This is a genomic window from Sphingomonas sp. NFR04, assembly GCF_900114095.1.
In the GTDB taxonomy this organism is placed as follows: Bacteria; Pseudomonadota; Alphaproteobacteria; order Sphingomonadales; family Sphingomonadaceae; genus Sphingomonas.
The window spans coordinates 131119-156932 of sequence record NZ_FORV01000005.1 but is presented as its reverse complement, the minus strand read 5'-3'; the positions used below and the strand labels follow the sequence as shown (position 1 = coordinate 156932).

Annotated in this window: 25 protein-coding genes; 20 read left to right on the top strand and 5 right to left on the bottom strand. The window is 68.3% G+C overall.

Going from position 1 to position 25814, the window contains the following annotated elements:
* The first annotated feature begins 514 nt into the window (after positions 1-514).
* Positions 515-955: a hypothetical protein gene (locus BM009_RS15580; protein ID WP_175488062.1), complete on the top strand. Its 441-nt coding sequence runs from the start codon at positions 515-517 to the stop codon at positions 953-955.
* A 147-nt stretch (positions 956-1102) separates the two neighbouring features.
* Here BM009_RS15580 and BM009_RS15575 read toward each other — a convergent pair whose 3' ends face one another.
* The 5 genes from BM009_RS15575 to BM009_RS22670 form a co-directional block, all read right to left on the bottom strand.
* Complete coding sequence (locus BM009_RS15575) at positions 1103-2230, bottom strand: glycoside hydrolase family 43 protein (protein ID WP_093297597.1); 1128 nt, start codon at positions 2228-2230, stop codon at positions 1103-1105.
* Between the two features lie 114 nt (positions 2231-2344).
* Positions 2345-3676 carry a sensor histidine kinase gene (locus BM009_RS15570; RefSeq protein ID WP_093297596.1) on the bottom strand — a complete coding sequence of 444 codons (1332 nt, stop codon included), beginning with the start codon at positions 3674-3676 and terminating at the stop codon, positions 2345-2347.
* 102 nt (positions 3677-3778) lie between these two features.
* Positions 3779-4297 carry a DNA-deoxyinosine glycosylase gene (locus BM009_RS15565; protein WP_093297594.1) on the bottom strand — a complete coding sequence of 173 codons (519 nt, stop codon included), beginning with the start codon at positions 4295-4297 and terminating at the stop codon, positions 3779-3781.
* Positions 4294-4692: a DUF1801 domain-containing protein gene (locus tag BM009_RS15560; RefSeq protein WP_093297593.1), complete on the bottom strand. Its 399-nt coding sequence runs from the start codon at positions 4690-4692 to the stop codon at positions 4294-4296. The genes BM009_RS15565 and BM009_RS15560 overlap by 4 nt, the downstream gene beginning before the upstream one ends.
* Positions 4693-4722: 30 nt before the next feature.
* On the bottom strand, positions 4723-5232 hold the full coding sequence (locus tag BM009_RS22670; RefSeq protein ID WP_093297592.1) for a hypothetical protein: 510 nt from the start codon (positions 5230-5232) through the stop codon (positions 4723-4725).
* A 201-nt stretch (positions 5233-5433) separates the two neighbouring features.
* On the opposite strand from BM009_RS22670, the gene BM009_RS22665 reads away from it, so the two are divergent.
* From BM009_RS22665 to ftsA, 19 genes are all read left to right on the top strand, one after another.
* Positions 5434-6069: a PEP-CTERM sorting domain-containing protein gene (locus BM009_RS22665; protein ID WP_175488061.1), complete on the top strand. Its 636-nt coding sequence runs from the start codon at positions 5434-5436 to the stop codon at positions 6067-6069.
* Positions 6070-6140: 71 nt separating this feature from the next.
* Positions 6141-6470, top strand: coding sequence for an Mpo1-like protein (locus BM009_RS15545; protein WP_093297833.1), 330 nt, complete (start codon positions 6141-6143; stop codon positions 6468-6470).
* Between the two features lie 46 nt (positions 6471-6516).
* Positions 6517-7497 (top strand): cysteine synthase A, encoded by a 981-nt coding sequence (locus BM009_RS15540; RefSeq protein WP_093297589.1) that lies wholly within the window; start codon positions 6517-6519, stop codon positions 7495-7497.
* A 97-nt stretch (positions 7498-7594) separates the two neighbouring features.
* The gene (locus BM009_RS15535) at positions 7595-7882 is read left to right on the top strand and encodes a hypothetical protein (protein ID WP_093297587.1); all 288 of its coding nucleotides are present in this window, start codon (positions 7595-7597) and stop codon (positions 7880-7882) included.
* 485 nt (positions 7883-8367) lie between these two features.
* On the top strand, positions 8368-8850 hold the full coding sequence (locus BM009_RS15530; protein ID WP_093297586.1) for a division/cell wall cluster transcriptional repressor MraZ: 483 nt from the start codon (positions 8368-8370) through the stop codon (positions 8848-8850).
* Positions 8847-9794 (top strand): 16S rRNA (cytosine(1402)-N(4))-methyltransferase RsmH, encoded by a 948-nt coding sequence (rsmH, locus tag BM009_RS15525; protein WP_093297584.1) that lies wholly within the window; start codon positions 8847-8849, stop codon positions 9792-9794. Before BM009_RS15530 ends, rsmH begins: the two co-directional genes overlap by 4 nt.
* Complete coding sequence (locus BM009_RS15520; RefSeq protein ID WP_093297583.1) at positions 9794-10495, top strand: hypothetical protein; 702 nt, start codon at positions 9794-9796, stop codon at positions 10493-10495. The genes rsmH and BM009_RS15520 overlap by 1 nt, the downstream gene beginning before the upstream one ends.
* Positions 10492-12195 (top strand): peptidoglycan D,D-transpeptidase FtsI family protein, encoded by a 1704-nt coding sequence (locus BM009_RS15515; protein WP_093297582.1) that lies wholly within the window; start codon positions 10492-10494, stop codon positions 12193-12195. Before BM009_RS15520 ends, BM009_RS15515 begins: the two co-directional genes overlap by 4 nt.
* Positions 12192-13607 carry a UDP-N-acetylmuramoyl-L-alanyl-D-glutamate--2,6-diaminopimelate ligase gene (locus tag BM009_RS15510; protein WP_093297580.1) on the top strand — a complete coding sequence of 472 codons (1416 nt, stop codon included), beginning with the start codon at positions 12192-12194 and terminating at the stop codon, positions 13605-13607. Before BM009_RS15515 ends, BM009_RS15510 begins: the two co-directional genes overlap by 4 nt.
* A gap of 154 nt (positions 13608-13761) precedes the next feature.
* Entirely contained in the window at positions 13762-15147 is a 1386-nt protein-coding gene (murF, locus tag BM009_RS15505) for a UDP-N-acetylmuramoyl-tripeptide--D-alanyl-D-alanine ligase (RefSeq protein WP_093297579.1), read from the top strand.
* Positions 15135-16208 carry a phospho-N-acetylmuramoyl-pentapeptide-transferase gene (gene mraY / locus BM009_RS15500; RefSeq protein WP_093297577.1) on the top strand — a complete coding sequence of 358 codons (1074 nt, stop codon included), beginning with the start codon at positions 15135-15137 and terminating at the stop codon, positions 16206-16208. The genes murF and mraY overlap by 13 nt, the downstream gene beginning before the upstream one ends.
* Positions 16205-17608 (top strand): UDP-N-acetylmuramoyl-L-alanine--D-glutamate ligase, encoded by a 1404-nt coding sequence (gene murD, locus BM009_RS15495; RefSeq protein WP_254772307.1) that lies wholly within the window; start codon positions 16205-16207, stop codon positions 17606-17608. The genes mraY and murD overlap by 4 nt, the downstream gene beginning before the upstream one ends.
* Positions 17605-18837 carry an FtsW/RodA/SpoVE family cell cycle protein gene (locus tag BM009_RS15490; RefSeq protein WP_093297576.1) on the top strand — a complete coding sequence of 411 codons (1233 nt, stop codon included), beginning with the start codon at positions 17605-17607 and terminating at the stop codon, positions 18835-18837. The genes murD and BM009_RS15490 overlap by 4 nt, the downstream gene beginning before the upstream one ends.
* On the top strand, positions 18834-19988 hold the full coding sequence (murG, locus tag BM009_RS15485; RefSeq protein WP_093297574.1) for an undecaprenyldiphospho-muramoylpentapeptide beta-N-acetylglucosaminyltransferase: 1155 nt from the start codon (positions 18834-18836) through the stop codon (positions 19986-19988). The genes BM009_RS15490 and murG overlap by 4 nt, the downstream gene beginning before the upstream one ends.
* 12 nt (positions 19989-20000) lie before the next feature.
* The gene (gene murC / locus BM009_RS15480) at positions 20001-21413 is read left to right on the top strand and encodes a UDP-N-acetylmuramate--L-alanine ligase (protein WP_093297573.1); all 1413 of its coding nucleotides are present in this window, start codon (positions 20001-20003) and stop codon (positions 21411-21413) included.
* 133 nt (positions 21414-21546) lie between these two features.
* Positions 21547-22437, top strand: a complete 891-nt coding sequence (gene murB, locus BM009_RS15475) for a UDP-N-acetylmuramate dehydrogenase (protein WP_175488060.1) — start codon at positions 21547-21549, stop codon at positions 22435-22437.
* 163 nt (positions 22438-22600) lie between these two features.
* The gene (locus BM009_RS15470) at positions 22601-23521 is read left to right on the top strand and encodes a D-alanine--D-alanine ligase (protein WP_175488059.1); all 921 of its coding nucleotides are present in this window, start codon (positions 22601-22603) and stop codon (positions 23519-23521) included.
* Positions 23518-24480 (top strand): cell division protein FtsQ/DivIB, encoded by a 963-nt coding sequence (locus BM009_RS15465; protein WP_093297570.1) that lies wholly within the window; start codon positions 23518-23520, stop codon positions 24478-24480. Before BM009_RS15470 ends, BM009_RS15465 begins: the two co-directional genes overlap by 4 nt.
* Complete coding sequence (gene ftsA / locus BM009_RS15460) at positions 24480-25742, top strand: cell division protein FtsA (RefSeq protein WP_064313874.1); 1263 nt, start codon at positions 24480-24482, stop codon at positions 25740-25742. The genes BM009_RS15465 and ftsA overlap by 1 nt, the downstream gene beginning before the upstream one ends.
* The last annotated feature ends 72 nt before the right edge of the window (positions 25743-25814 follow it).

Below are 25814 nucleotides of genomic sequence, written 5' to 3'. Positions count from 1 at the left end.
GACGATCCCGAGACAAGGCATCTTGCGGATTGCGGTATCGGCGGCGCGGCTCCCGTAACTTTCGCGTGAGCCTCGCTGCGGGTATCACCTACCACACTTTCGAGGCTGAATGGAAAGACCTGAGACCGAAACTGAATTTCTTGGAGACCAAATTGCTGCTCTCTTACGTGTACCTGTACTCCAGGTTATTTCCGGTTTTGGCCGGTACCATCTTTGTGCTTGGGTTTATATTCAAATCACAGGTACCTGAAATAGTTATCTTTGCTTCTGTTGCCATCACGGTGGTAGGTCTGATACCGACATTTTTTGTGAGGTGTTCGAGATGCTCGAAAATCCTTGGTGATGAGGATCTTCAGATCATGCGAAGACGGCGTGCCACCGCTCGGTGCTGCAAGGATTGCAATCTCTAACCTCCGCCTCGAAGTGAAGATCTCGGCCTCCTTCGCTGCAGCTCCAAAGAGTGGCCTTGCTATGTCTGCTTTCCACCACTTGCGGACGTTCCTCGGGCCGGTAAGTGTTCGGTATGCTGCCAGATCAATCGAGACTTGCGGAACTTCAACGGCGTCGTGTTCGCGCGACACGTGCACCGGAAGTTGTGGCAGCATGGGCGGCCGCGGGGGTTGCCGCATCCGTGCTATCGGACGTGCGGCAAGAGGACATTATCAAACAGCTTCGAGGGGGTGGTCGCCGCAAGCGGCAGTTCGGCTCCCTACAGGGCATTGTTGCCGAGTTTCGGGAAGCTGGCGACATGGCGGTTATAATCGGCTGGAACATCGACAATGAACCGGCGCTGCTAATCCGTAGCCAAGCGCTCTCACAGCCAGATTCGCTCCTTCGAACGATCTATCCGGACGGCTTTATCGCTGCCGCTCAACCGCTGACTTGCGCCCTGATTATCGACTTTGATGAAACCGATTGGCGAGCCGATTGGGTGCAATTGACTGAGCGACGCTGACGGCAGCTAGCCACCAATTCTCGTCGAATCATTGGCTACTAGCGCGCACGATGCATTGCTCTGCCCGACCGCCCGAGCGACGCATCCTTCATAAGCGCAGACAGCCGCCGCTGCCGATCTCCGAAAAGACCGGCAGCGCCCTGCGCCTCAATCCTTGAACGGCTTCAGCGTCTCGATCGTGCCGTCCGGACGGAAGGTCAGCTCGGTGATCTTGGCCGAGCGGAGGTGGTTCTTATTGGTCAGCTGGGTGTCGTGGTACGCCAGATACCATTTGCCCTGATACTCGAACACCGAGCCATGGCTCGTCCAGCCCTGCACCGGCTCGAGGATGCGGCCGGTATATTTGAACGGGCCATACGGGCTCGTACCGACGGCATAAGCGAGGAAGTGCGTGTCCCCGGTCGAGTACATGTAATAATATTTGCCGCCGCGCTTGAACATCCACGCCGCCTCGAAGAAGCGGCGGTCATGGTCGCCGCCGAGCACGGGCTTGCCCTTCTCGTCGAGGATCACCGCGTCGCGGAGCGGTTCGGCCAGGCTCTTCATGTCGGGCGCCAGGCGCGCGACCTTGCCGGAGAGGGCGGGCTGGTCGTCCTTCTTCAGGTCGGTGTCGCCGGCGTTCGGATCGTACTTGCCCGTCGCCCAGCGCTGGAGCTGGCCGCCCCAGATGCCGCCGAGATAGAGATAGCTCTGGCCGTCGTCGTCGGTGAACACCGCCGGGTCCATCGAATAGCTGCCCTGGATCGGCTGCGGCTCGGCCTTGAACGGGCCGACCGGCGACTTGGACGTCGCCACGCCGATGCGGAACACGCCCTGTTTATCCTTGGCCGGGAAATAGAGATAATAGGTGCCGTTCTTGAACGCCGCGTCGGGCGCCCAGGCCTTTTCCGAGGCCCAGGGGACCTGCTTGAGGTCGAGCGCGACCGGGTTCACCGTCACGGGGCCGCCCGGGCGGTCCATGCTCAGCACCTGATAGTCGTGCATCGCATATTGGCTGCCGAGATCGTCGTCGGGGATACCCATGTCGACGTCATGGCTGGGATAGATATAGATCTTGCCGTTGAAGACGTGCGCCGAGGGATCGGCGAAATAGAGGTCCTTGACCAGCGGCTGGGCGAGGTAGCGCTTGCCGTCCGGGCTGCGCGCCTCGTCCGAGCCATTGGCCGGAGCGGCGGCATTGGACGCGGTCTCGTTCTGCGGGGCCTTGCCCCCGGAGCAGCCGGCAAGCAGCGCGATGGCGGCCGCAGCCGTCGAAAATTTCAGCGAAAGACGCAACAGCCTATCCTCTCGTCCTGATTGTGCAGCTCGTGCTGCTATCCCCGATAGCGCTACCATCCGCGGGTTGCCTGCATCAAGGGGTTTGGCGCCGGCGCTGCCGAACGTGGCTGGTCAGGCGTCCGCCCCGGCATCGCGACCGGCGGGGATTGTGAAGGCGAAGGTCGCCCCGCCGCCGGGGGTTTCCTCCGCCCAGATCCGCCCGCCATGGCCCTCGATCAGGTGGTGCGAGATGGCGAGGCCGAGGCCGAGGCCGCCGCCGGTGTCGCGCGCGCCCTTGCCGAGGCCGGGCTGGAACAGCGTGTGGCGCTGCTCGGGCGGCACGCCGGGGCCGTTGTCGATCACCCGGACGGTGACTTCGTCCGGATCGTGTCGCTCGGCGGTGACGCGGATTGCGGCGTCGGCGTGGTGCTGGCACGCCTCGCCGGCGTTTCGCAGCAAATTGGCGAGCACCTGGACGATCTGGACATTGTCGAACCGGGCGAAGGCCGCGTCGGGCGCGACCTGGATCGTCACCGGCGGCAGCAGCAGCGGCGCCGCGGCCTGGACGAGGTTGAGCGCCTCTTCGATGCTGGTGGTCACCGGGCGGTTTTCCAGCACCAGGTCGTTCTGGCGGACCATCCGGCGGATGCGGCGGATGATCTCCCCGGCGCGCTGAAGCTGCTGCTCGGCCGCGCCGCTCAGGTCGCGGATGCGTTCGTCACTCTGCGGCGACAGGCGGAGCGCGGCCATATAATTGGCGGCGGCGGAGAGCGGCTGGTTGAGCTCGTGCGCCACTGTCGCCGCGATCGAGCCGAGCGCGCTGGCGCGGGTGAGTTCGAGCATCTGGCGCTCGATCGTCACCCGCTCGGCGAGCATCCGGTCGCGCTCCTGCAGCCGGGCGCGCAGTTCCTGGTCGACGCCGATGCGATGCTTGGCCAGCGTGACATAGCTGGCCAGCGTCTGGAGGAACTGGATCTCGGCATCGCTGAACGTCGCACGACCGCGCCGCCCGAAGGCGAGCGTGCCGAGCAGCACATTGTTGTGCAGGAGCGGCGTGCAGAAACAGGCGTCGAGCCCCATGTCGCGGGCGTAGGACAGCCGGGGATCGTCCGACTGCTGGATGTCGCGCGCGATCATCGGCGCCAGGCTTTCCGCCACCCCGCCGCAGATCGCGATACCGATCGGCACATGGCTCCAGTCGGTCACCTGCTCGGGGGTGATGCCGGCCCAGGCATCGAGGTCGAGGCCGTTGCCGTCGAACGCGTAATGGAAGAAGACGTCGAGCTCGACCTCGCTGCGGATCAGCCCGAAGATGCCGTCGAGTGCGGGGGCGAGGTCCTCGGCCTGGAGCAGATCGCTGGCGCTGACCGCGAGCAGCTCGAGGAAGCGATAGGAGGGGGCATCCTCCGCCGTGTCGGTGGCCGGGCCGCTGGAGCGGAAAAGGGCACTGCGGCGGTTCAACATGGCGGTACAACAAGGGCTATGCCGCGCCCTGTGGAGCGGCCATTCCGTATTGCTACTGACTATCAGTCTATTGCGAGCCAGTCGCGCAAACCGGTGCTATTGCTAAGCGTTCTCAGCGATAACCGGTTGGGAAAACGCCGAAAGTTCGGCCCAGGCCGAGGCCTTGGCCGCGACGCCGATGGTGTGGAGCGGGCTCGACGATGGCAAGCCGAAAATGGTGTAGCGCGCCGCCATTGTCCCAAGTTGGCGCAGTCCGTGGCGCTGGGCGGTGCCGCCGTTGAACGCGATCGCGCGGAGATCGGGCAGGGTGGCGGCGAGCGCGGCGATGTCGTGCGCTTCGATGTCGCGCAGCGCGGCGTCGGTGCTGCCGGGGCGAGTCGCGCTGGCGACGACGTCCCACAGCCCGATCCGCGCGGCGCGGAGTGCGTCGAGGCGCTCGGCATAGGCGAGCGGCACCAGATCGCGGCCGGCGGCGGGGGAGATCAGCTGCCAGAACTGGTTCTGCGGATGCGCATAATAGCGCGCCGCCGCCAGCGAGCGCTCGCCGGGCAGCGAGCCGAGGACGAGCAGCCGCGTGTCAGGCGCGACGACCGGCGGGAAGCTGTGCTTGCGCTCGGTCATGCGGTCGCGGCGTCGAGGCGCAGTGCGTGTCGGCGTTCCTCGCGCGCGGCGACCAGCAACGCGCGGATCGCGGGCGCGTCGACCTGTTCCGGCGCCGTGAGCGGGACGTGGCGCATCGCCTTGCCGGTGCCGCGGAGCAGGCCCTCCGGGTCGAGCAGGTCGGCACCGCGGTAGAAAGCCAGATTCACATGGTCGCGATAGGGCAGCGCGCAGGCATAGGCCTCGGACAGTTTCTTCGATCCCCAACCCCAGCTCACCGCGCGGTCACCGGGGCGGGACACTTCGACCAGGCCGGGGTGCAGCGCCAACGCCAACGCCCGCAGCGCCCGCAGCACGGCTTCGTGCCGGGGCGCGAGCGCGACGATCTGGTCGAAGGTGCCGATGGCCTCTGCCATGCCCGATCGATAGCCCGCGGCGGCGCCGCGTCAAGCGTCGGGATCGTCCGGGCCGTCGGGGCCGCCGTCGAGATCGCCGACGCATTGCAGCTCGGGCTCGGTCTTCGCCTGGCGTGCCAGATCGCGTGACAGACCGGTGATGCCGGGGATCAGCGTGTCGGGCGCCAGGCCATAGCCCTGGATCAGGCGGACCGCCCAGGCATAATGGCGCGCGCCGGCCTCGCAGCTGTCGCTGCCGCCGTCACTCACGCCCCATACCTTGCGCCAGCGATCCGCGCCCTTCTGCTCGAGCAGTGCCTCGAAGTCGCCGACCTCGCCGCTGCCCTGGACATAGGCGAGCGCACGCTGGCCCTGATGGAAAACCTTGAAGGTGCGGAAGGTGAAGCGCGCCTCGGGCCGATCGTCGCCATGGTGGAGCACTTTCACGATCGCGCTGCGCTCGGCGCTGCCGGGCGGCGGCGTGTAGAGGCCGGCCGCGGCAGCGGTCAGCAACAGGGCGAGGGCGGGCAGGGCCAAGGTGCGCTGGCGAATCATCGGCATTCTCTAGCAGAATCCTGCGGCAGGCGTTGGGGATGTTCGAAGTGCAAACGATGCGCTTCCTGCTTCACCGCGTTTCGCGCACCGCGTGGCTCGGGGCGAAGAAAAAGCATAGTGATTTCCGCGTCTTTCGCGCAGTTGTTGTCGCGGGCGACAGTGCTTCTCCGCAATGGGGACGCCGGCCCTAGGATGAGGGGAAATGACATGCGCACGGCAAGTATGGCGGCGGCACTCGGCCTGTTGATGGTCGGCAGCACCGCGCAGGCCGCACCGATCCTCTACAGCTTTTCCGGGCAGATCAGCGGCACGCTGAACGGGCAGGCCTTCAGCTTGAGCGACTATGTCCTGTCGCTCGCGACCGATACCGACACCGTGTTCCAGCCGCGGCCCGACTTCCGGCCGAGCCTCTATAATTCGGGCCCGGCGACGCTTTCCTTCACCATCAACGGCGTCTCGGGCACCTTCGCGACCCCGTTCAATGCGTTCAGCGTGACGCTGGGCAGCGGCAGCGGGCAGCGCGCGCTGGTCGGTTTCACCGAGGCCGAGCAATTCGGCAACGACCTGATCGACGTGCGCGATCCCGGCCTGCTGGGCTATGATCTCAAGACCGGCATCAGCTCGGCGACGAACCTGCCGATCGACTTCCTCAACTTCGGCACCGCCTTCGAGACGAGCGCGGGCACGCTGATCTTCGCCAATGACGACGAGGCCTCGGCGCGGTTCAGCGCCTCGCTGTCGGCGGTGCCGGAGCCGGCGAGCTGGGCGGTGATGGCCCTCGGCGTCGGCATGCTGGGCGCGGTGCTGCGGCAGCGGACCAGGGTTCGCGTGCGCTTCGCCTGATCGCAGTGTGGGGCCGGGGCAGCGATGCGCCGGCCCTTCCCGCGATCGGCGAAAGCGCTTATGCTCGCGCCATGGCCCGCACGATCACCCGCTACCGGGATTTCTGGCCCCATTATCTGCGCGAGCATGCCAAGCCCGCGACGCGCAGGCTGCATTATATCGGCACCGCGCTGACCTTCGCCGCGCTCGTCGCCGGACTGGCGCTCAACGCCTGGTGGCTGATCGCCATCCCGCTCGCCGGCTATGGCTTCGCCTGGGGCGCGCATTTCGGGGTGGAGCGCAACCGGCCGGCGACCTTCACCTATCCGCTGTGGTCGCTCGCCTCCGATTACCGGATGTTCTTCCTGTGGATCGGCGGGCGGCTGGGGCCGCATCTGAAGCAGGCTGGCGTCGGCCAATAGATAGCGTTGCTTGCGTGGGCCGGGGGCGCCCCCCTATCTACGCGCCATGCACGTTTCCCAGAACACGCTCGCGCTGATCGGCAATACCCCGCTCGTCCGCCTCAAGGGCCCCAGCGACGAAACCGGCTGCGACATCTTCGCCAAGTGCGAATTTGCCAATCCCGGCGCCTCGGTGAAGGACCGCGCCGCGCTGTACATTGTCAACGATGCCGAGGAGCGCGGCCTGCTCGCGCCCGGCGGCACGATCGTCGAGGGGACGGCGGGGAACACGGGCATCGGGCTGGCGCTGGTCGCCAACGCCAAGGGCTATCGCACGATCATCGTGATGCCCGAGACCCAGTCGCGCGAGAAGATGGACACGCTGCGCGCGCTCGGTGCCGAGCTGGTGCTGGTACCGGCGGCGCCCTATTCGAACCCCGGCCATTTCGTCCACACCAGCCGCCGCATCGCCGAGGAGACGCCCAACGCGATCTGGGCCAACCAGTTCGACAACACGGCCAACCGCAAGGCGCATATCTACGGGACGGCGGAGGAGATCTGGACGCAGATGGACGGCCGCATCGACGGCTTCACCTGCGCGGCGGGCACCGGCGGCACGATCGCCGGGGTGGGACTCGGGCTGAAGGCCAAGGACGAGACGGTCACCATCGCGCTCAGCGATCCGCATGGCGCGGCGCTCTACGAATATTATGCCTGTGGCGAGCTGCGCAGCGAAGGCTCGTCGGTCGCCGAGGGGATCGGACAGGGACGGATTACCGGCAATCTCGAGGGTGCGCCGATCGACACGCAGTTCCGCATTTCCGATGCGGAAGGAATGGAATGGGTGCGCCGCCTGCTGAAGGAGGAAGGGCTGTGCCTCGGCCTGTCCTCGGGCATCAACGTCGCCGGCGCGGTGCGGCTCGCCAGGGCGCTGGGGCCGGGCAAGCGGATTGCGACGATCCTGTGCGACACGGGCTTCCGCTACCTCTCGACGCTGTACAATGACGAATGGCTGGCGGCGAAGGGGCTCGCGGCGACGGCCGCATGAGCCTCGCGCGGCGGCCCCGCTCGACAAGCGCCCGCAGGCGCGTTACATTTATGCCACAGTCATGAAACTCGGCCCACCCCAGGATCACGCCCAGGCCATGCAGCGCATCCGCGTCGGCATGACCGGGCTCGCGGTCGTCGTCCTGCTGATGATGCTCGCCTTCGCGTTCTTCTCCTCGGTGAACCGCGAGGCGCCGGTGAGCGCGGCGGGTGCGTCCAACGCATCGGTCGTCGCCAATCTGACCGGGATCGACAATGTCGCCGCCGATCGCACCCGCGACGAACCGCTCGCCGAACTCGGCGTCGCGCCGAGCACCGACGATCCCGCTGCCGCCGCCCAGGCGCGCGAACAGGCCCACCGGCAGGACGCCGCCACGGGTAAGTAAGCCGGGACTCGGGCGCGGCCGGGGACGTGCCCCCACCGGAATCGCGGCGCGGGGATCGCCGGGGAAATCGCCCCACTTTCTGGGGACGGCGTCGGACGCCAAACCCCTCCGTTTCCGGGCAGGTGGTAAAAATGCCGCAGTTTCCGTTGCTTGCGGAAAGGTTGTGGCAGTTTTGGCGTAAGCCTCTTTGGTTCCCTCCATTCGCGTCACCTTGCCCAGGTTAAGCATTTTTCCGGACAGCCGTGCTCAGAGGCAAGGGTGAATGGCGAACAAATAGGGGCCATACTGTGAAAAGCGCTCAGCGGTGGCGATCAGTGGCTGAAATTCCCGTGCCGTCCCCATCTGTCCCGTTGTCTCCCGCTCTATAATGTGATTAAAAGGGCACACTAAAGGGGGGCACGAACCTTTTCCCGAACATCACCAGCCGGAACACGATTTCGCGTGATTCCGGCGGCGGGAGCGTCGTGCCCGGCTTGGGATTTGGCGTGGCAGACAGGGAGCTCTTCGAAGGATTTGCGCTCCAGGCGGTCGACCAGAAAGGTCGCGTCGCCATACCCGCAGACCTGCGCGCCGCCGCCGAGCGCAACTCGGACGTCCGCCAGATCGTCGTCGGCGTGCATGCGGAGGATCCGTGCCTCTCCGCGCACGATACCGGCTGGTCGCAGAAGAAGTACGACCGCATCGACAAGCTGGACCAGCAGGCGCTCGACCGGGGCGAACAGCCCAGCGCCGCGCCCAAGCGCCGTGCCTTCGGCCTCGTCGAAAAGGCGCCGTACGACGATAGCGGCCGCTTCGTGCTGCCGCCCTTCTTCCGCGCCAAGGCCAAGATCCAGAAATGGGCGTTCTTCGTCGGCAGCGGCGACACGTTCGACATCTGGGCGCCCGACGTGCTGCTCGCCAGCGAGACCGCCGATCCCGAACTCAAGGAAATCTGCGCGTTCCTGATGCAGCAGAAGGGGGCGATGTGACCGACGCGCCCCATATCCCCGTGCTGCTCGACGAAGTGCTCGATGCGCTCGCCATTGCGCCTGGCGAAACCCATGTCGACGGCACCTTCGGCGCGGGTGGCTATACGCGCGCCATGCTCGGTGCGGGCGCGGCCGTGGTCGCGTTCGACCGCGATCCGACCGCGATCGCGAACGGCGCGCGGCTGGTCGCGGAGAGCGCGGGGCAGCTCACCCTCATCCATGCGCCGTTCAGCAGCATGGCGCAGGAGCTGGAGGCACGCGGCCTGGCGCCCGTCGACGGCGTCGTGCTCGATATCGGCGTTTCCTCGATGCAGCTCGACCAGGCCGAGCGCGGCTTCTCGTTCCAGCAGGACGGGCCGCTCGACATGCGCATGGCAGGCGAGGGGATGAGTGCAGCCGATTGGCTCAACAGCGCCGACGAAGGCGAGATCGCCGACGTGCTGTTCCACTATGGCGAGGAACCGCGCGCGCGCCGCGTGGCCAAGTTCATCGTGGAGGCGCGGCCGCTGACCCGTACCTCGGAGCTAGCGGCGGTGGTGCGCCGCGCGCTCGGCCATCGCCCGCACGACAAGAAGGATCCCGCGACGCGGACCTTCCAGGGGGTGCGCATCCACATCAACCGCGAGCTCGACGAGCTGACCGACGTGCTGGTCGCCGCCGAGCGCGTGCTGAAGCCCGGCGGGCGGCTGGTGGTGGTGAGCTTCCACAGCCTGGAGGACCGTCTGGTCAAGCGCTTCTTCCGCGAACGCAGCGGCAGCACGCCGGCGGGTTCGCGGCATCGCCCGGCCGTGGGTCCGCGGGCGGAGCCGAGTTTTGAGACGCCCGCCAAGGCCGTGCGCCCTGGCGAGGCGGAGTTGGTGCGTAATCCGCGCGCCCGTTCGGCAACGCTGCGCGCGGCGCGGCGGACCGAGGCGGCGCCGTGGTCCGGTGAGGATAAGGTGTGATGGCAGTGTATGGCTTCAGGGGGATTGGCTGGTTCCTGTGCGGCGTCATCGTTGCGCCGACCTGCTACATGGTGACGTCGCACGGCGCGGCGGAACGGGCGAAGCTGCGCGCGATGGACTCCGCCATCGTCCAGGCGCACAAGGACATCCGTGGCCTGGAGACCGAATTCGACACCCGCGCCAACATGGCCCAGATCGAGCGCTGGAACGGCGACGTGCTGGCGATGAACGCACCCCAGCCGCAGCAATATCTCGCCAGCGCCAGCGGGCTGGCGGCGCTCGACCAGCCCGCGCCGGCAGCGCTCGGCGACGCCAAGGTGGAGACCGTCGCGCTCGTGATCCCCACCGGCCAGCGTCCGGTGGAAACGGCGGCGGCCGCCCAGCCGGTGGCGACGGCTGCGGCCGTGCCGGTCAAGGCAGTGGCATCCAAGCCGGTGGCGACGGCGTCGGCTGCGCCGGTCAAGGTCGTGATGGCCAAGCCGGTGGCGATGGCTTCGGCGACGCCGGTCAAGGCCGCGTTGGTCAAGTCGACCGTGGTGCGCGTGGCGCAGTCGGATACCAAGCCCGTGCAGGATCTCGACCGGCTGATCCGCAAGATCGACAAGTCCCGGCTCGCCCAGCCCGATCGCCCGCTGCTCAGCGCCGCGACGATCAGCGACCTGCGCCGGGTGGCGAAGCGCGAGCAAACGGCGCAGCGATGATCGTCGTCGTCGCCCCTCCCGCACGGTCGCGGGGTTCGGGCGGGGGGCGCGAGGCGCTCGTCGCGGTGGCGCAGTTGCGCCTGATGATCCTCTCGATCCTGTTCGGTGCGGGCGTGCTGGCGATCCTCGTCAAGCTCGCCTTTCTGGCGTTGTCGGCGGGGCCCGCCAGCCCGCGCGACCTGTCCAACGCGCTGGTGCCGGCGCGCGGCGACATCGTCGACCGCAACGGCACGCCGCTCGCCCGCAGCATCGACGCCTGGACGATCGCGATCCACCCCAACCAGGTGATCGGCGACAAGGCTGCGCTGGCGCAGAAGCTGGCCGAGCTGATGCCCGAGCGCAGCGAGCAGCAATATTATGCGCTGCTCAAGGCCGGCGGCGGCTTTGCCTTCCTCAAGCGCCGCGCGCTGCCCGAGCTGGTCAACCAGGTGAACGCGCTGGGCGAGCCGGCGATCGAGTTCCAGCGCGAGACCGACCGACTCTATCCGCAGTCGGACATGGCGGCGCATGTGCTCGGCTATCTCGACGACAAGGGCCACGGCGTCACCGGCATGGAGAAGGTGCTGGAAGCGCGGCTGACCGATCCCGCGCAGCGCGGCAAGCCGGTGACGCTGTCGCTCGATTCCCGCGTCCAGGCCGCGCTGGAGAGCGAGCTGGGCCGCGCGATGGTGGACCTGCAGGCACGCGGTGCCGCCGCGGTGGTGCTCGACGTGCATACCGGCGAGGTCGTCGCGATGACCTCGCTGCCGAGCTTCAATCCCAACCAGCTGAACGGGCCGCCGCCGCGCAACAACGTGACGCAGAGCGTCTACGAGCTGGGCTCCACCTTCAAGCCGATTGCGGTGGCCGCCGCGATCGATTCGGGCACGATCACCTCGATGTCGCGGCGCTTCGATGCGACCGCGCCGATGAAGGTCGGCCGCTTCACCATCCATGACGATCGCGGCGACGAGCAGTTTCGCTGGCTCAACATCCCGGAAACGCTGATCTATTCGTCCAACATCGCCACCGCGCGGATCGCCGACGAGCTGGGCGCGGAGAAGATGCAGGAGATGTTCCGCCGCTTCGGCTTCGACCAGCGGCCGAGCATCGAGATCGGCGCGGTGCGCCCGCTCTGGCCGGCGAACTGGGGTCGGATCACGGTGATGACCACCGCCTATGGCCATGGCATCGCGGTCACCCCGCTGCACCTTGCCGCCGCCTATGCCGCGATGGTCAATGGCGGCATCTGGCATCCGGCGACGCTGATGAAGGTCGACGCCGAGCATCCGGTGCAGGGCCGCCGCGTGCTGCAGGAATCGACCAGCTACCGGATGCGCCAGCTGCTGCGGCTGATCGTGCTCAAGGGCACCGGCCGCAAGGGCGAGGCGCCGGGCTACCGCGTCGCGGGCAAGACCGGCACCGCTGAGGCGGCGAGCGAGGGCGGCTACGACCATCACCGCAACGTCTCCACCTTCGCGGTGACTTTCCCCGTCGATGCACCGCGCTATGTGGTGGTCGCCATGCTCGACTCGCCCAAGGCCAATGCCACTACGCCGCGCACCACCGCGGCCTGGACCGTCGCGCCGGTCGTCTCGCGCCTGATTTCGCGGACCGGCGCCCTTCTGGGCATCGCGCCCGACAACGCCAAGGACATCGACGAAAGCGAGCTGCTGCCGCTGGTCGATCGCTCCCCGGAGCCGAAAGCGAGCGCCGAATGAAACTGGGTCAACTTCTCGGCACCGCGGACGCGGCGGTCGTCACCGGATTCGCGATCGATCACCGCAAGGTGGCGCCGGGCACGATCTTCGGCGCGTTCGAGGGCGCGCGGGTGAACGGCGAGGACTATATCGACGCCGCCGTGCAGGCGGGCGCGATCGCCGTGGTGGCGCGGCCCGAGGCGAAGGTGGCAGGCGCGCTGCACATCGCCGATGCCAATCCGCGGCAGCGTTTCGCGGGGCTGGCGGCGCAGTTCTTCGCCCCGTTCCCCGGCGTGACTGCCGCCGTCACCGGCACCAATGGCAAGACCTCCACCGTCGAGATGACCCGCCAGCTGTGGCGGATGGCGGGCTTCCACGCCGCCTCGATCGGCACGCTGGGGGTGACCACCGCCGACGAGCGCGTCTCGACCGGGCTGACCACGCCGGACATCGTCACTTTCCTGTCGAACGTCGCCGGGCTGGCGCGCGAAGGCGTGACCCATGTCGCATTCGAGGCCTCGTCGCACGGGCTGTCGCAGTACCGGACCGAGGGGCTGCCGGTGCGCGCGGCGGCGTTCACCAATCTCAGCCGCGACCATCTCGACTATCATGGCGACATGGCGACCTATTTCACCGCCAAGCTGCGGCTCTTTGCCGAGGTGCTGGCCGAGGACGGCACCGCGGTGGTGTGGGCGGACGATCCCCATGCGCCGCAGGTCGAGGACCTCGCCCGGATGCGCGGCAACCGGCTGATCACGGTGGGCGAGCATGGCAAGACGCTGCGCCTCGTGGGCCGCACGCCCTCGCTGCTCGGCCAGACGCTGGAGATCGAGGCGGACGGCAAGGTCCACACCGTGCGGCTGCCGCTGATCGGCGCGTACCAGGCCGCGAACGCGCTGACCGCGGCGGGGCTGGTGATCGCGACCGGCGGGGATGTGGGCGAGACGCTCGCCAATTGCGCGCGGCTGCAGCCGGTGCGCGGGCGGCTGGAGCGCGCGGTGATCGCCGCCAATGGCGCGCCGGTCTATGTCGATTACGCCCATACCCCCGACGCGCTGGAAGCGGCGATCGCCGCGCTGAAGCCGCATACCGAGGGCCGGCTGATCCTGGTGTTCGGCGCCGGCGGCGACCGCGATCCGGGCAAGCGCGAGCTGATGGGGCAGGTGGCCGCCGCGGGGGCGGACGTGGCGATCGTCACCGACGACAACCCGCGCACCGAGGATCCCGCCGAAATCCGCCGCGCGATCCTCAAGGGCGCGCCCGAGGCTACCGAGGTCGGCGACCGCCGTGCGGCGATCGGGGCTGCCATCGCGATGGCCGCGCCGCACGACATCGTGCTGGTCGCCGGCAAGGGACATGAGCAGGGGCAGATCGTCGGCGAGATGGTGCTGCCGTTCGACGACGTCGCCGTGGCGCGGGAGTGCGCGGCGTGAGCGGGCTTCTCCTTCGATCCTCCCCTGCAAGGGGAGGTGTCGCGCAGCGACGGAGGGGTGTCACCGCTGGGGTGGCGGTCCTTCGTTTCGGGCGGGGACACCCCTCCGTCAGCCCTGCGGGCTGCCACCTCCCCTTGCAGGGGAGGATGTGAAGATGACCAACACGCTTTGGACCTCCGCCGAAATCGCCGCCGCCACCCACGGCAGCGCCTCGGCGGACTTCGCCGTCTCGGGCGTCGCCTTCGACTCCCGTGAAGTCGGTCCCGGCGACCTGTTCCTCGCATTGAAGGGCGAGAGCACCGACGGGCATCGCTTCCTCGATCAGGCGTTCGCGCAGGGCGCGGCCGGTGCCGTGGTGTCGGACGCGACTGCGCATCCCAGCGTCCAGGTGGCCGACACGACCGCCGCGCTCAACGCGCTCGGTGCCGCGTCGCGCAAGCGGTCCTCCGCCAAGATCATCGGCGTCACCGGCTCGGTCGGCAAGACGGGCACCAAGGAGGCGCTGTTCGCCGCGCTTGATCGGATGGACCCGGGCTGCGCGCACCGATCGGTGAAGAGCTACAACAACCATACCGGCGTGCCGCTGAGCCTCGCCCGCATGCCGCGCGAGGCCCGCTACGGCGTGTTCGAGATGGGCATGAACCATGCCGGCGAACTGGCGCAATTGACCCGGCTGGTGCGCCCCCACGTCGCGATCGTCACGGCCATCGCCCCGGCGCATCTCGGCTTCTTCGACAGCATCGAGAAGATCGCCGACGCCAAGGGCGAGATCTTCCAGGGGCTCGGCGCCGGTGGCACCGCGATCGTGCCGTTCGACAGCCCCTATCGCGACCGACTGCTCGACGCCGCGCGGCCCTATGCCACGCGCATCGTCACCTTCGGCCTGGGCGAGGGCGCCGATTATCGCGCGGTCGAGACGATGCGCGCGCGGAGTGGCGGCACCTTCGTGATGGCGCGCTTCGGCGACCGCGAGCTGAGCTTCACCATCTCCCAGCCGGGCGAGCATTGGGTGTCGAACGCGATGGCGATCCTCGCCGCGGTCGATGCGGTGGGCGGCGACCTGGAAGTCGCAGGTCTCGCGCTGGCGGAGCTCGGCGGCCTTGCCGGGCGCGGCGCGCGGATGACCGTGTCTGTCGGCGACGGCACTGCGCTCGTCATCGACGAAAGCTACAACGCCAATCCCAGCTCGATGCGCGCGACGCTCAAGGTGCTCGGCGCCGAACCGGGCCGCAAGATCGCCGTGCTCGGCGAGATGCGCGAGCTGGGCACGCATGCCGATGCGCTGCATGCAGAACTGGCCGATCCGATTGCGGAGGCCGGGGTGAGCCGTGCCATATTGGTGGGCGAAGCGATGGCGCCGCTGGCCGCTGCGCTTGAGGGGCGGCTGGATTTCGTCCATGTGGCCGATGCCGCAGCTGCGAAGGCCGAGCTCGAATCGACGCTCGCGCCCGGGGACGCGGTTCTCATCAAAGGGTCGAACGGCGTGCGGCTGGCGACGATCGTCGCGGCGCTGGCGGAAAGGCAATCATGCTCTATCTGATCGCGGAGCAGCTGGGCTTCCCCGGCGTTCTCAATCTCTTCCGGTACCTGTCGTTCCGCACCGGCGGTGCGGTGGCGACCGCGCTGCTGCTGGGGCTGCTGATCGGGCCGAAGTTCATCGGCTGGCTGCGGCTGCGCCAGGGCAAGGGACAGCCGATCCGTACCGACGGGCCGCAGAGCCACCTCGCCAAGCGCGGCACGCCGACGATGGGCGGGCTGATGATCCTGACCAGCCTCACCCTGTCGCTGTTGATCTGGATGGACCTGCGCAATGCCTATGTCTGGGCGTGCATGTTCGTGACGCTCGGCTTCGGCATGATCGGCTTCCTCGACGATTACGACAAGGTGCGGAAGCAGAAGACCGCGGGCGTCTCGGGGAAGGTGCGGCTGATCGGCGAGTTCCTGATCGCCGGCATCGCCAGCGCGATCATCATCTTCGCCGAGGGCAATACCCAGCTCTACGTGCCGTTCCTCAGCTGGGTGCACCCGGATCTCGGCTATTTCTACATCGCCTTCGCGGCGTTCACGATCGTGGCGTTCGGCAATGCGGTGAACCTCACCGACGGGCTCGACGGGCTGGCGACGATGCCGGTGGTGATCGCGGGCATGGCGTTCATGCTGATCGCCTATCTCGCCGGCAACAAGATCTACGCGACCTATCTGGGCATCCCGCACGTGCCGGGCGCGGGCGACCTCGCCATCTTCTGCGGCGCGATGATCGGGGCGGGGCTCGCCTTCCTCTGGTTCAATGCGCCCCCGGCGGCGGTGTTCATGGGCGATACCGGCAGCCTGGCGCTGGGCGGGGCGATCGGCACCATTGCCGTCACCACGCACCATGAGCTGGTGCTCGGCATCATCGGCGGCCTGTTCGTGATGGAGGCGCTGAGCGTTATCATCCAGGTGTTCTTCTTCAAGCGCACCGGCAAGCGCGTGTTCCGCATGGCGCCGATCCACCACCATTTCGAACAGCTCGGCTGGTCGGAGCCGACGGTGGTGATCCGCTTCTGGATCATCGCCTTCGTGCTGGCGCTGGCCGGTCTCGCGACGCTCAAGCTGCGGTGATCACCAGCCCCGCCTGGCGCGGCAAACGCTTCGCGGTGCTCGGGCTCGCACGCTCGGGCGCGGCGACCGTGCGCGCGCTGGTGGCGAGCGGGGCGGGGGTGCTGGCGTGGGATTCGAATCAAGGGGCGCGAGACGGGCTGGTCAATGCGATAGCCCCTCCCCTTCAGGGGAGGGGTTGGGGTGGGGGACTCTCCACGAGCGCCACGGCGCGTCCATCGGTCATGCCCCACCCCAACCCCTCCCCTGAAGGGGAGGGGCTAATTGAATTTGCCGACCCCCTCGAATCTGATCTCACCGGCTTCGCGGGCATGGTCGTGTCCCCCGGCGTGCCGCTCAACCGGCACCCGATCGCGGCGCATGCCCGCGCGGCTGGCGTGCCGCTGATCGGGGATATTGAGCTGTTCGCCCAGGCGCGCGCCGATCTGCCCGCGCACCGCGTCGTCGGCATCACCGGCACCAACGGCAAGTCGACCACCACCGCGCTGATCCACCACATCATCCAGACCGCGGGCATTCCGACGCGCCTCGGCGGCAATATCGGGCTGCCGATCCTGGGGCAGGAGCCGCTCCCCGAGGGCGGCGTCTATGTGCTGGAGCTGTCCAGCTATCAGATCGACCTGACCCACAGCCTCGACTGCGACGTCGCGGTGCTCCTCAACATCACGCCCGACCATCTCGATCGCTATGATGGGTTCGAAGGTTATGCCGCCTCCAAGGCGCGGCTGTTCGCGATGCAGCGCAAGGGCCACGCCGCGATTATCGGCATCGGCGACGCCGCCTCGGCGACCATCGCGCGCCAGGTCGCGCTTGGCGGTCGCAGCGAGGACCTGACCAAGATCGCGCCGGGCGTGTGCATGGACCAGTCGCGTTGGCCGGCGCTGCAGGGGCCGCACAACGCCCAGAACGCGCTCGCTGCGATCGCCGCCTGCGAGGCGCTCGGCATCGACCGCGCCGCGATCGACCAGGGGCTGGAGAGCTTCCCCGGCCTGCCGCACCGCATGGAGCGGATCGCCAGCCGCAACGGCGTGCTGTTCGTCAACGACAGCAAGGCGACCAACCCCGAATCGACCGCGCCGGCGCTTGCGGCCTACCCGCGCATCCACTGGATCCTCGGCGGCGTCGCCAAGACCGACAACCTGGAGGCGTGCCGCCCCGGTTTCGGCCATGTCGTCCGCGCCTACACGATCGGCGAGGCTGGGCCGCTGTTCGCCCGGCTGCTGGAGGGCGACATGCCCGTGGAGCAATCCGGAACGCTGGAGGCCGCCGTCCGCGCCGCCGCCGCGCAGGCTCAGCCGGGAGAGGCGGTGCTGCTGTCGCCCGCCTGCGCCTCGTTCGACCAGTTCCGCGACTTCGAGGCGCGGGGTGATGCCTTCCGCGCCGCCGTGGAGGCGCTCGGGTGAGCCGCCAGCCGGGAGACGCGGACGAAAAACAGGCCGGCCGACCGCGTATCTCCAACCAGCTCAGCCGCGCCAGCAAGTCCCGCGCGGGGATGTGGTTCTGGGAAGTCGACCGCGTGCTCCTCTTCCTGCCGTTGCTGCTGATCGCGATCGGGCTGGTGGCGGTCGCCGCCGCCTCGCCCGCGACCGCGCGGCGCTATTCGGACGCCGCGCATATCGTCCAGCCGATGTATTATTTCTGGCGGCAGCTGATGTGGGTGTGCATCTGCGTGCCGGTGCTGATCCTCGTCTCGATGCTGCCGACCTCGGTCGCGCGGCGGCTGTCGCTGGCGGGCGCGCTGGTCTTCCTCGGGCTGATGATGCTGCTGCCGATCGTCGGGCATGAGGTGAACGGCGCCAAGCGCTGGATCAGCCTCGGCATCTCCGACCTGCAGCCCTCCGAGTTCCTCAAGCCGCTGTTCATCGTCTCGACGGCGTGGATCCTCTCCTTCCGCGCCAAGGATCCAGAGCTGCCGGTAATGGTGGTTACCGGCGCGATCACCGCGCTGATCGCGGTGCTGCTGATGCTCCAGCCGGACTTCGGCCAGACCATCCTGTTCGGCACGGTGTGGGTGATCCTGCTGATGCTCTCGGGCATCTCGCCCGCCGCGATCGCCGGGCTGGGCGGGGTCGCGATCGGCGGCGTGGTCGCGGCGTACCTGTTCTACGGCACCGCGCGCACCCGCATCGACAATTTCCTGTTCCCCACCAAGGAAGCCGCGCTCGCCGATCGCTACCAGGTCGAGATGGCGCACGACACGCTCACCGCCGGCGGACTGTTCGGCGCGGGGCCGGGCAGCGGCCAGATCAAATTCCGCCTGCCCGAGGCGCATACCGATTACATCTTCTCGGTGATCGGCGAGGAGTTCGGGCTGATCGCCTGCGGGATCATCGTGCTGCTCTATCTCGCCATCGTCGTGCGCGTGCTGATGAAGCTGCTCGACGAGGAGGACCCGTTCCGGCTGCTGGCGGCCGCCGGGCTCGCCTCGCAGTTCGGGGTGCAGGCGCTGATCAACATGGCGGTGAACACCGGCATCGCGCCGTCCAAGGGCATGACGCTGCCGTTCATCAGCTATGGCGGCTCGTCGATGATCGCGCTTTCGATCGGCTATGGGCTGCTGCTCGCTTTCACGCGACGAAACCCGTATCTGAAGCGCTCCCCCTATACCGGCCGCTGGAGCAAAGCCGCATGACCGAACGCCGTAGTTACGTCCTCGCCGCCGGTGGCACCGGCGGGCACATGGTGCCCGCGGCTGCCTTGGCGGTGGAGCTCGCACGGCGCGGGCATCAGGTGGCGCTGGTCAGCGACGAGCGCGGCGTGCGCTTCCCTGGGCTGTTCGAGGGCGTCGAGACGCATGTGCTGCCGGCCGGGCGGCTGGGCGGCGGCCCGATCGGCTATCTCAAGGCGGCGCGCCAGATGATGGCGGGCCGGGCGATGGCGCGGAAGCTGTACAAGCAGCTGCGCCCTTCGGCGGTGATCGGCTTTGGCGGGTACCCCGCGTTTCCGGCGCTGCTGGCGGCGTTCAGCGCGCGGATCCCGACCGTGATCCACGAGCAGAATGCGGTGCTGGGTCGCGTGAATCGGCTGGTCGCGGGCCGGGTGGCGGCGATCGCCACCTCCTACGACAAGGTCGAGCGGATGAAGCCCGGCTGGGAGGCCAAGACCCACCTCACCGGCAATCCGGTGCGCGAGGCGGTGCTGGCACTCCGCGCCAAGCCCTATCCGATGCTCGAGGAAGACGGGCTGTTCCGCGTGCTCGTCACCGGCGGCAGCCAGGGCGCCTCGATCCTCAGCCAGGTGGTGCCGGATGGGCTCGCGCTGCTGCCGGTGCATTTCCGCCGCCGGCTGCAGGTGACCCATCAGGCGCGCCTCGAGGATATCGAGATGGTCCGCGCCAAATATCAGGAACATGAGATCCCGGCCGAGGTCGCGACCTATCTGCCCGACATGCCCGAGCGGCTCGCCTGGGCGCATCTGGTGATCGCGCGGGCAGGGGCCTCGACCATCGCGGAGCTGACTGCGGCGGGGCGCGCGGCGATCCTGGTGCCGCTGCCCAGCGCCACCGACGACCACCAGACCGCGAACGCGCGCGAGATCACCGAGGCAGGCGGTGCGCGGACCATCCCGCAGCGCGCCTTCACCGCGCCCGAACTCGCCAAGCAGATGCAGAAGCTGGGGCTCGACACCAAGGCGCTGGAGAATGCGGCGGCGCGGGCGCGGGGCGTCGGGCGTCCCGATGCGGTGCGCGACCTGGCGGACCTCGTCGAATCCATCCATGCGCCCAAGGCCCCGGTGGGGAAGGTGCAGAAAGCCAACAAGAACGGAAGGCCTGCTTTTGCGTAAGGATCTGGGCGCATGAAGGGCGTCGCCACCGACATCGGTACCATTCACTTCGTCGGCATCGGCGGCATCGGCATGTCGGGCATCGCCGAGGTGATGCATAATCTCGGCTACAAGGTGCAGGGCTCGGACGTCGCGGACTCCTACGTCGTGCAGGGACTGCGCGACCGCGGGATTCCCGTCACCATCGGCCATGCCGCCGAGAATCTGGGCGAGGCCGCCGTGGTGGTGGTCTCCACCGCGATCGTGCGCACCAATCCCGAGGTGGAAGCCGCTTATCAGAACCGCATTCCCGTGGTGCGCCGCGCCGAGATGCTTGCCGAGCTGATGCGGCTCAAGTCCACCATCGCGGTGGCCGGCACGCACGGCAAGACGACGACCACCTCGATGGTCGCGGCTTTGCTCGATGCGGGCGGGGTCGACCCGACCGTGATCAACGGCGGGATCATCAACCAGTACGGCTCCAACGCGCGGCTGGGCGAAGGCGACTGGATGATCGTCGAGGCGGACGAGAGCGACGGCAGCTTCCTGCGGCTCGACGGCACCTTTGCCATCGTCACCAATATCGATCCCGAGCATCTCGATCACTACGGCTCGTTCGATCGGGTGAAGGCGGCGTTCGTCGAGTTCGTCGAGAATGTGCCCTTCTACGGCGCGGCGCTGCTGTGCCTCGATCACCCCGAAGTGCAGGCGATCATCCCGCGCGTTCGCGACCGGCGGATCGTCACCTATGGCTTCGCGGCCAGCGCCGATGTGCGCGGCGTCAACGTGACGCCGCACGGCGGGGGCAATCGCTTCGAGGTGATCATCCGTCACCGCGACGGCAGCACGCGCTCGATCGAGAATATCGAGCTGCCGATGCCCGGCCGCCACAATGTCCAGAACGCGCTCGCCGCGATCGGCGTGGCGCTGGAGCTGGGCATTCCGGATGCGACGATCCAGCAGGGCTTCGCCAAGTTCGGCGGGGTCAAGCGGCGCTTCACCAAGGTCGGCGAAGTCGCGGGGGCGACGATCATCGACGATTACGGCCACCACCCGGTGGAGATCCGCGCAGTGCTGGCGGCGGCGCGCGAGAGCACCCGCGGCCGGGTGATCGCGGTGGTGCAGCCGCACCGCTATTCGCGGCTCGCCAACCTGATGGACGAGTTCGCCCAGGCCTTCAACGATGCCGACATGGTGTATGTCGCTCCGGTCTATCCGGCGGGCGAGGCGCCCATCGACGGCGTCCATGCCGATGCGCTGGTCGAGCAGATCTCGCACCGCGGGCACCGGGCGGTGGCGGCGACGACCGACGCGACGGCGCTGGCAAACGCGCTCGGCGGCGTGGTGCGCGAGGGCGACATGGTCGTGTGCCTGGGCGCGGGCGACATCACGAAATGGGCTGCGGGTCTGGCACCGGCGATCGCGGCCGCGCGGGGGGATGCGTGAGCTTGGCAGTTCTTCTTCTCAAGCCCCTCCCCTTCAGGGGAGGGGTTGGGGTGGGGGACTCCGCCACGAACGGAGAACTCGCGGATCGGTCATGCCCCACCCCCAACCCCTCCCCTAAAGGGGAGGGGCTTTGATGTCGGACATGCCCCCCGTCCGCGGCAAACTCACGCCGAACGCCCCGCTTGCACCGCTGGTGTGGTTCAAGAGCGGCGGCGCGGCGGAGTGGCTGTTTGAACCCGCCGATGCCGGCGACCTCGCGTCCTTCCTCGCTGCGTTGGACCCGCAAACCCCGGTCATGGGCCTGGGCCTCGGCTCGAACATGATCGTCCGCGATGGCGGCGTGCCGGGCGTGGTGATCCGCCTCGGCAAGGCCTTCGCCGCGGTCGAGCAGCTCGACGACACGACCCTGCGCTGCGGCGGCGGTGCCTCGGGCATCCTCGTCTCGTCCAAGGCGCGCGACTGGGGCATTGGCGGCATCGAATTCCTGCGCTCGATCCCCGGCACCGTCGGCGGCTTCGTGCGGATGAACGGCGGCGCCTATGGCCGCGAGACCTGCGACATTCTGGTCGAATGCGAGGTCGTGCTCCGCTCGGGCGAGCGACGCACGCTGGCCAATGCCGATCTCGGCTACACCTATCGCCACAGCAACCTGCCCGAGGGCGCGATCGTGGTCAGCGCCACCTTCCGCGGCTTCCCCAAGGCCTCGGAGGACATCCAGGCCGAGATGGACCGCATCGCCGCCGCGCGCGAGGAATCGCAGCCGCTGCGCTCGAAGACCGGTGGCTCGACCTTCAAGAACCCGGAAGGCCACAAGGCCTGGGCGCTGGTCGACGCGGCCGGCTGCCGGGGCCTGCGCCGCGGCGACGCGCAGGTCAGCGAGAAGCATTGCAACTTCCTCCTCAACCTGGGGGAAGCGACCAGCGCCGATATCGAGGCACTGGGCGAGGACGTCCGCGCGCGCGTGAAGGCGCAGTCGGGCGTGGAACTGGAGTGGGAGATTCAGCGCGTGGGAGTGGCGAAGTGAGAATGCGTACCGGCGGTGCTGAACGGCGCGCCTCCACTACCACCGTCATCCCCGCGAAGGCGGGGATCCATTTGCCTGTGCGTTCGCGGCAGGCGCCGATGCCTCTCCACCAATGGATCCCCGCCTTCGCGGGGATGACGACGGTGATGTCGGGAGGCGCCCGGTGGTGAGCCCCCTCCACATCGCCGTATTGATGGGCGGCTGGTCGGCCGAGCGCGAGGTTTCGCTGATGTCGGGCAACGGCGTCGCGGAAGCGCTGGAAGGTCTCGGCCACCGCGTCACCCGCATCGACATGGACCGCAACGTCGCCGCCAAGCTCGCCGAGGCCAGGCCGGACGTCGTGTTCAACGCCCTGCACGGCACGCCGGGCGAGGATGGCAGCGTGCAGGGCATGCTCGATCTGATGGGCATCCGCTATACCCACTCCGGCATGGTCACCTCGGTGATCGCGATCGACAAGCAGCTGACCAAGCAGGCGCTGGTGCCGCACGGCATCCCGATGCCCGGCGGCCGCATGGTGTCGCGCGAGGAGCTGTACCGGCAGGACCCGCTGCCGCGGCCGTACGTCCTCAAACCGGTCAACGAAGGCTCGTCGGTGGGCGTGGCGATCGTCACCGCCGAGAGCAATGTCGGCAACCCGATCCACCCCGATGCACGCGGCCCCTGGCAGGAGTTCGACGAACTGCTCGCCGAGCCCTTCATCCGTGGCCGCGAGTTGACCACCGCGGTGCTGGGCGATCGGGCGCTGGGCGTGACCGAGCTCAAGCCCAAGAGCGGCTTCTACGACTATGAGTCCAAATATACCGACGGGCTGACCGAGCATGTCTTCCCGGCGCAGATTCCGGACGACGTCGCCGAGGCGTGCAAGCGGATCGCGCTCGATGCGCACCGGCTGCTCGGCTGCAAGGGCGCCTCGCGCGCCGATTTCCGCTGGGACGACACGCAGGGCGTCGACGGGCTGTTCCTGCTCGAGGTCAACACCCAGCCGGGCATGACCCCGCTCAGCCTGGTGCCCGAACAGGCGCGCCATCTCGGCATCGACTATGCTAGTCTCGTGCAACGGATCGTCGAGGAGGCATTGTGAGCCGCAGGCCCGCCCAAGCACAGCGCGCGACCACAAGGCGCGGCGAGAAGCCGAAGCCGCGCGGCACCGCGCGCCGGCCGCAGCGGGCGGGCGTGCTCGACCAGGCGATCGCCGGCCTGCCGCTGAGCCCGGAAACGCTGCACAAGGTCACGACGTGGAGCATCGTCGGCGCGGTCGGCGCGGTGGTGCTGACGATCGGCATCCTCGCCGGCGTGCCGCAGATGATCGGCGTCGGCTTCGCGCAGGCGGTGGGCGATGCCGGGCTCAAGGTCGACGAGATCCAGATCGACGGATTGAAGCGCATGGACCGCGCGACGGTGTACGAGCAGGTGCTCGACCAGGATTCGCGCGCCATGCCGCTGGTGAACCTCGCCGATGTGCGCGAGCGGCTGCTGAAATTCCCCTGGGTGAAGGATGCGCGCGTCTCGCGCCGCCTGCCGAGCACGCTGCACATCGCGATCGAGGAGCGCACCCCGGCTGCCGTCTGGCAGAACCATGGCCAGCTGATGCTGATCGACCCCTCGGGCGTGCCGCTGGAGCCGGTCTCGCCCGACGCGATGCCCGACCTGCCGCTGCTGATCGGCGAGGGCGCCAATACCCAGGAAGCGGCGCGCAAGCATCTGCTGGAAACCCAGCCCGGCCTCAGGTCGCTGGTCAAGGCGACGAGCTGGGTGGGCAATCGCCGCTGGGACCTGTTCTTCACCTCGGGCGAGAAGCTGCAGCTGCCCGAAGGCGAGGACGAAGCCGTGGCCGCGCTCAAGAAGTTCGTGGCAATCGACGGCACGCAGCGCCTGCTGGGCCGGGGCTATGTCGGATTTGACATGCGCGACGCAAACAAGTTGGTTGTGCGTCGGCAGGGCGTGATCGAGCCGCCGCCGCCGGTAACCACCGCGCCGGCAGCTGCACCGACCGTTCCAACGACGACGCCGCCGGCGGGCACCGGCAGGGGGGAAGGCTGATGGCGAAGGTAGCACCCGAAGGGTTGATCACCGCGCTCGACGTGGGATCGTCGAAGGTCTCGGCGCTGATCGCGCAGCGGACCGACGAGGGCAATCTGATCGTGCTCGGCACCGGCCAGCGCGAGAGCCGGGGCGTGAAGCGCGGCTATGTGGCCGACATGCACGCCACCGAAATCGCGATCCGCGAGGCGGTGGAGCAGGCGGAGCGCATCGCCGGCTTCAACATCGAGGATGTCTGGGTCAGCTTCTCGGCGGGCGGGCTGGTCTCCAGCGTCGTCAAGGTCGAAGCCGATCTGGGCGGCCACCGGGTCGAGCAGGCGGATATCGACGATCTGCTCAAGGCCGGGCGCGGGGCGATCGATCCGCAGGGCCGGATGGTGCTGCATGCGCAGCCGACGCGCTACACGGTGGACGGGCTGGGCGGCGTCAAGCGGCCGCTGGGGCTGCATGCCGATCGGCTGGGCGTCGACGTGCATGTCGTCACCACCGACGGCTCACCGGTGCGCAATCTCGACCTGTGCGTCCGCTCGGCGCATCTGGAGGTGCGCTCGATCATCGCCGCGCCGGTCGCGACCGGGCTTGCCTGCCTGACCGAGGAAGAGCGCGAACTGGGCGTCGCGCTGGTCGAGATCGGCGCGGGCGTGACCAACGTGTCGGTCTTCGCGCAGGGCGTGCTGGCGGGGCTGGCGTCGATCCCGATGGGGTCGGCCGACATCACCGACGACATCGCCGCCGCCTTCGGCACCGCGCGGGCCTGGGCCGAGCGGACCAAATGCTTCCACGGCTCGGCCAATCTCTCCCCGCGCGACAATCGCGAGACGATCGATGTCGCTCCCGCCACGGCGGACGAGGGGATCGAGGGCCCGCGCATCACCAAGGCGGCGCTCAACACGGTGATCCGCCAGCGGCTGGAGCGCATCGTCGCCGAGATCCAGAAGGAGCTGAAGAAGCTCAACTTCCAGGAGCCGGTGGGCCGCCAGATCGTGCTGACCGGCGGCGGTGCGGAACTCGCGGGGATCGCCGACTACGCCCAGCAGGCGCTGGGCAATGCGGTGCGCGTCGGGCGGCCGCGGGGCTTGCTCGCCATGCCCAACGCGCATGCGGGTCCTGCCTTCTCGACGCTGGCGGGGCTCACCCAGTTCGCCGCGGCCGATCCGATCGATCTGCGTACCCTCGAGCCGAGCCGGCACCAGCTGGTGACGCGGGCGAGCCCGGGCGCGCTTTTCCAGCGGTTGATCGCGGCGTTCCGGGCGAATTATTGAAGAAAAGCGGGTGGCGGGGTGCTAGGGATGGCTGGAGTCGTCGCTTCGCTTCGTGCATCAGAGAATATCAGG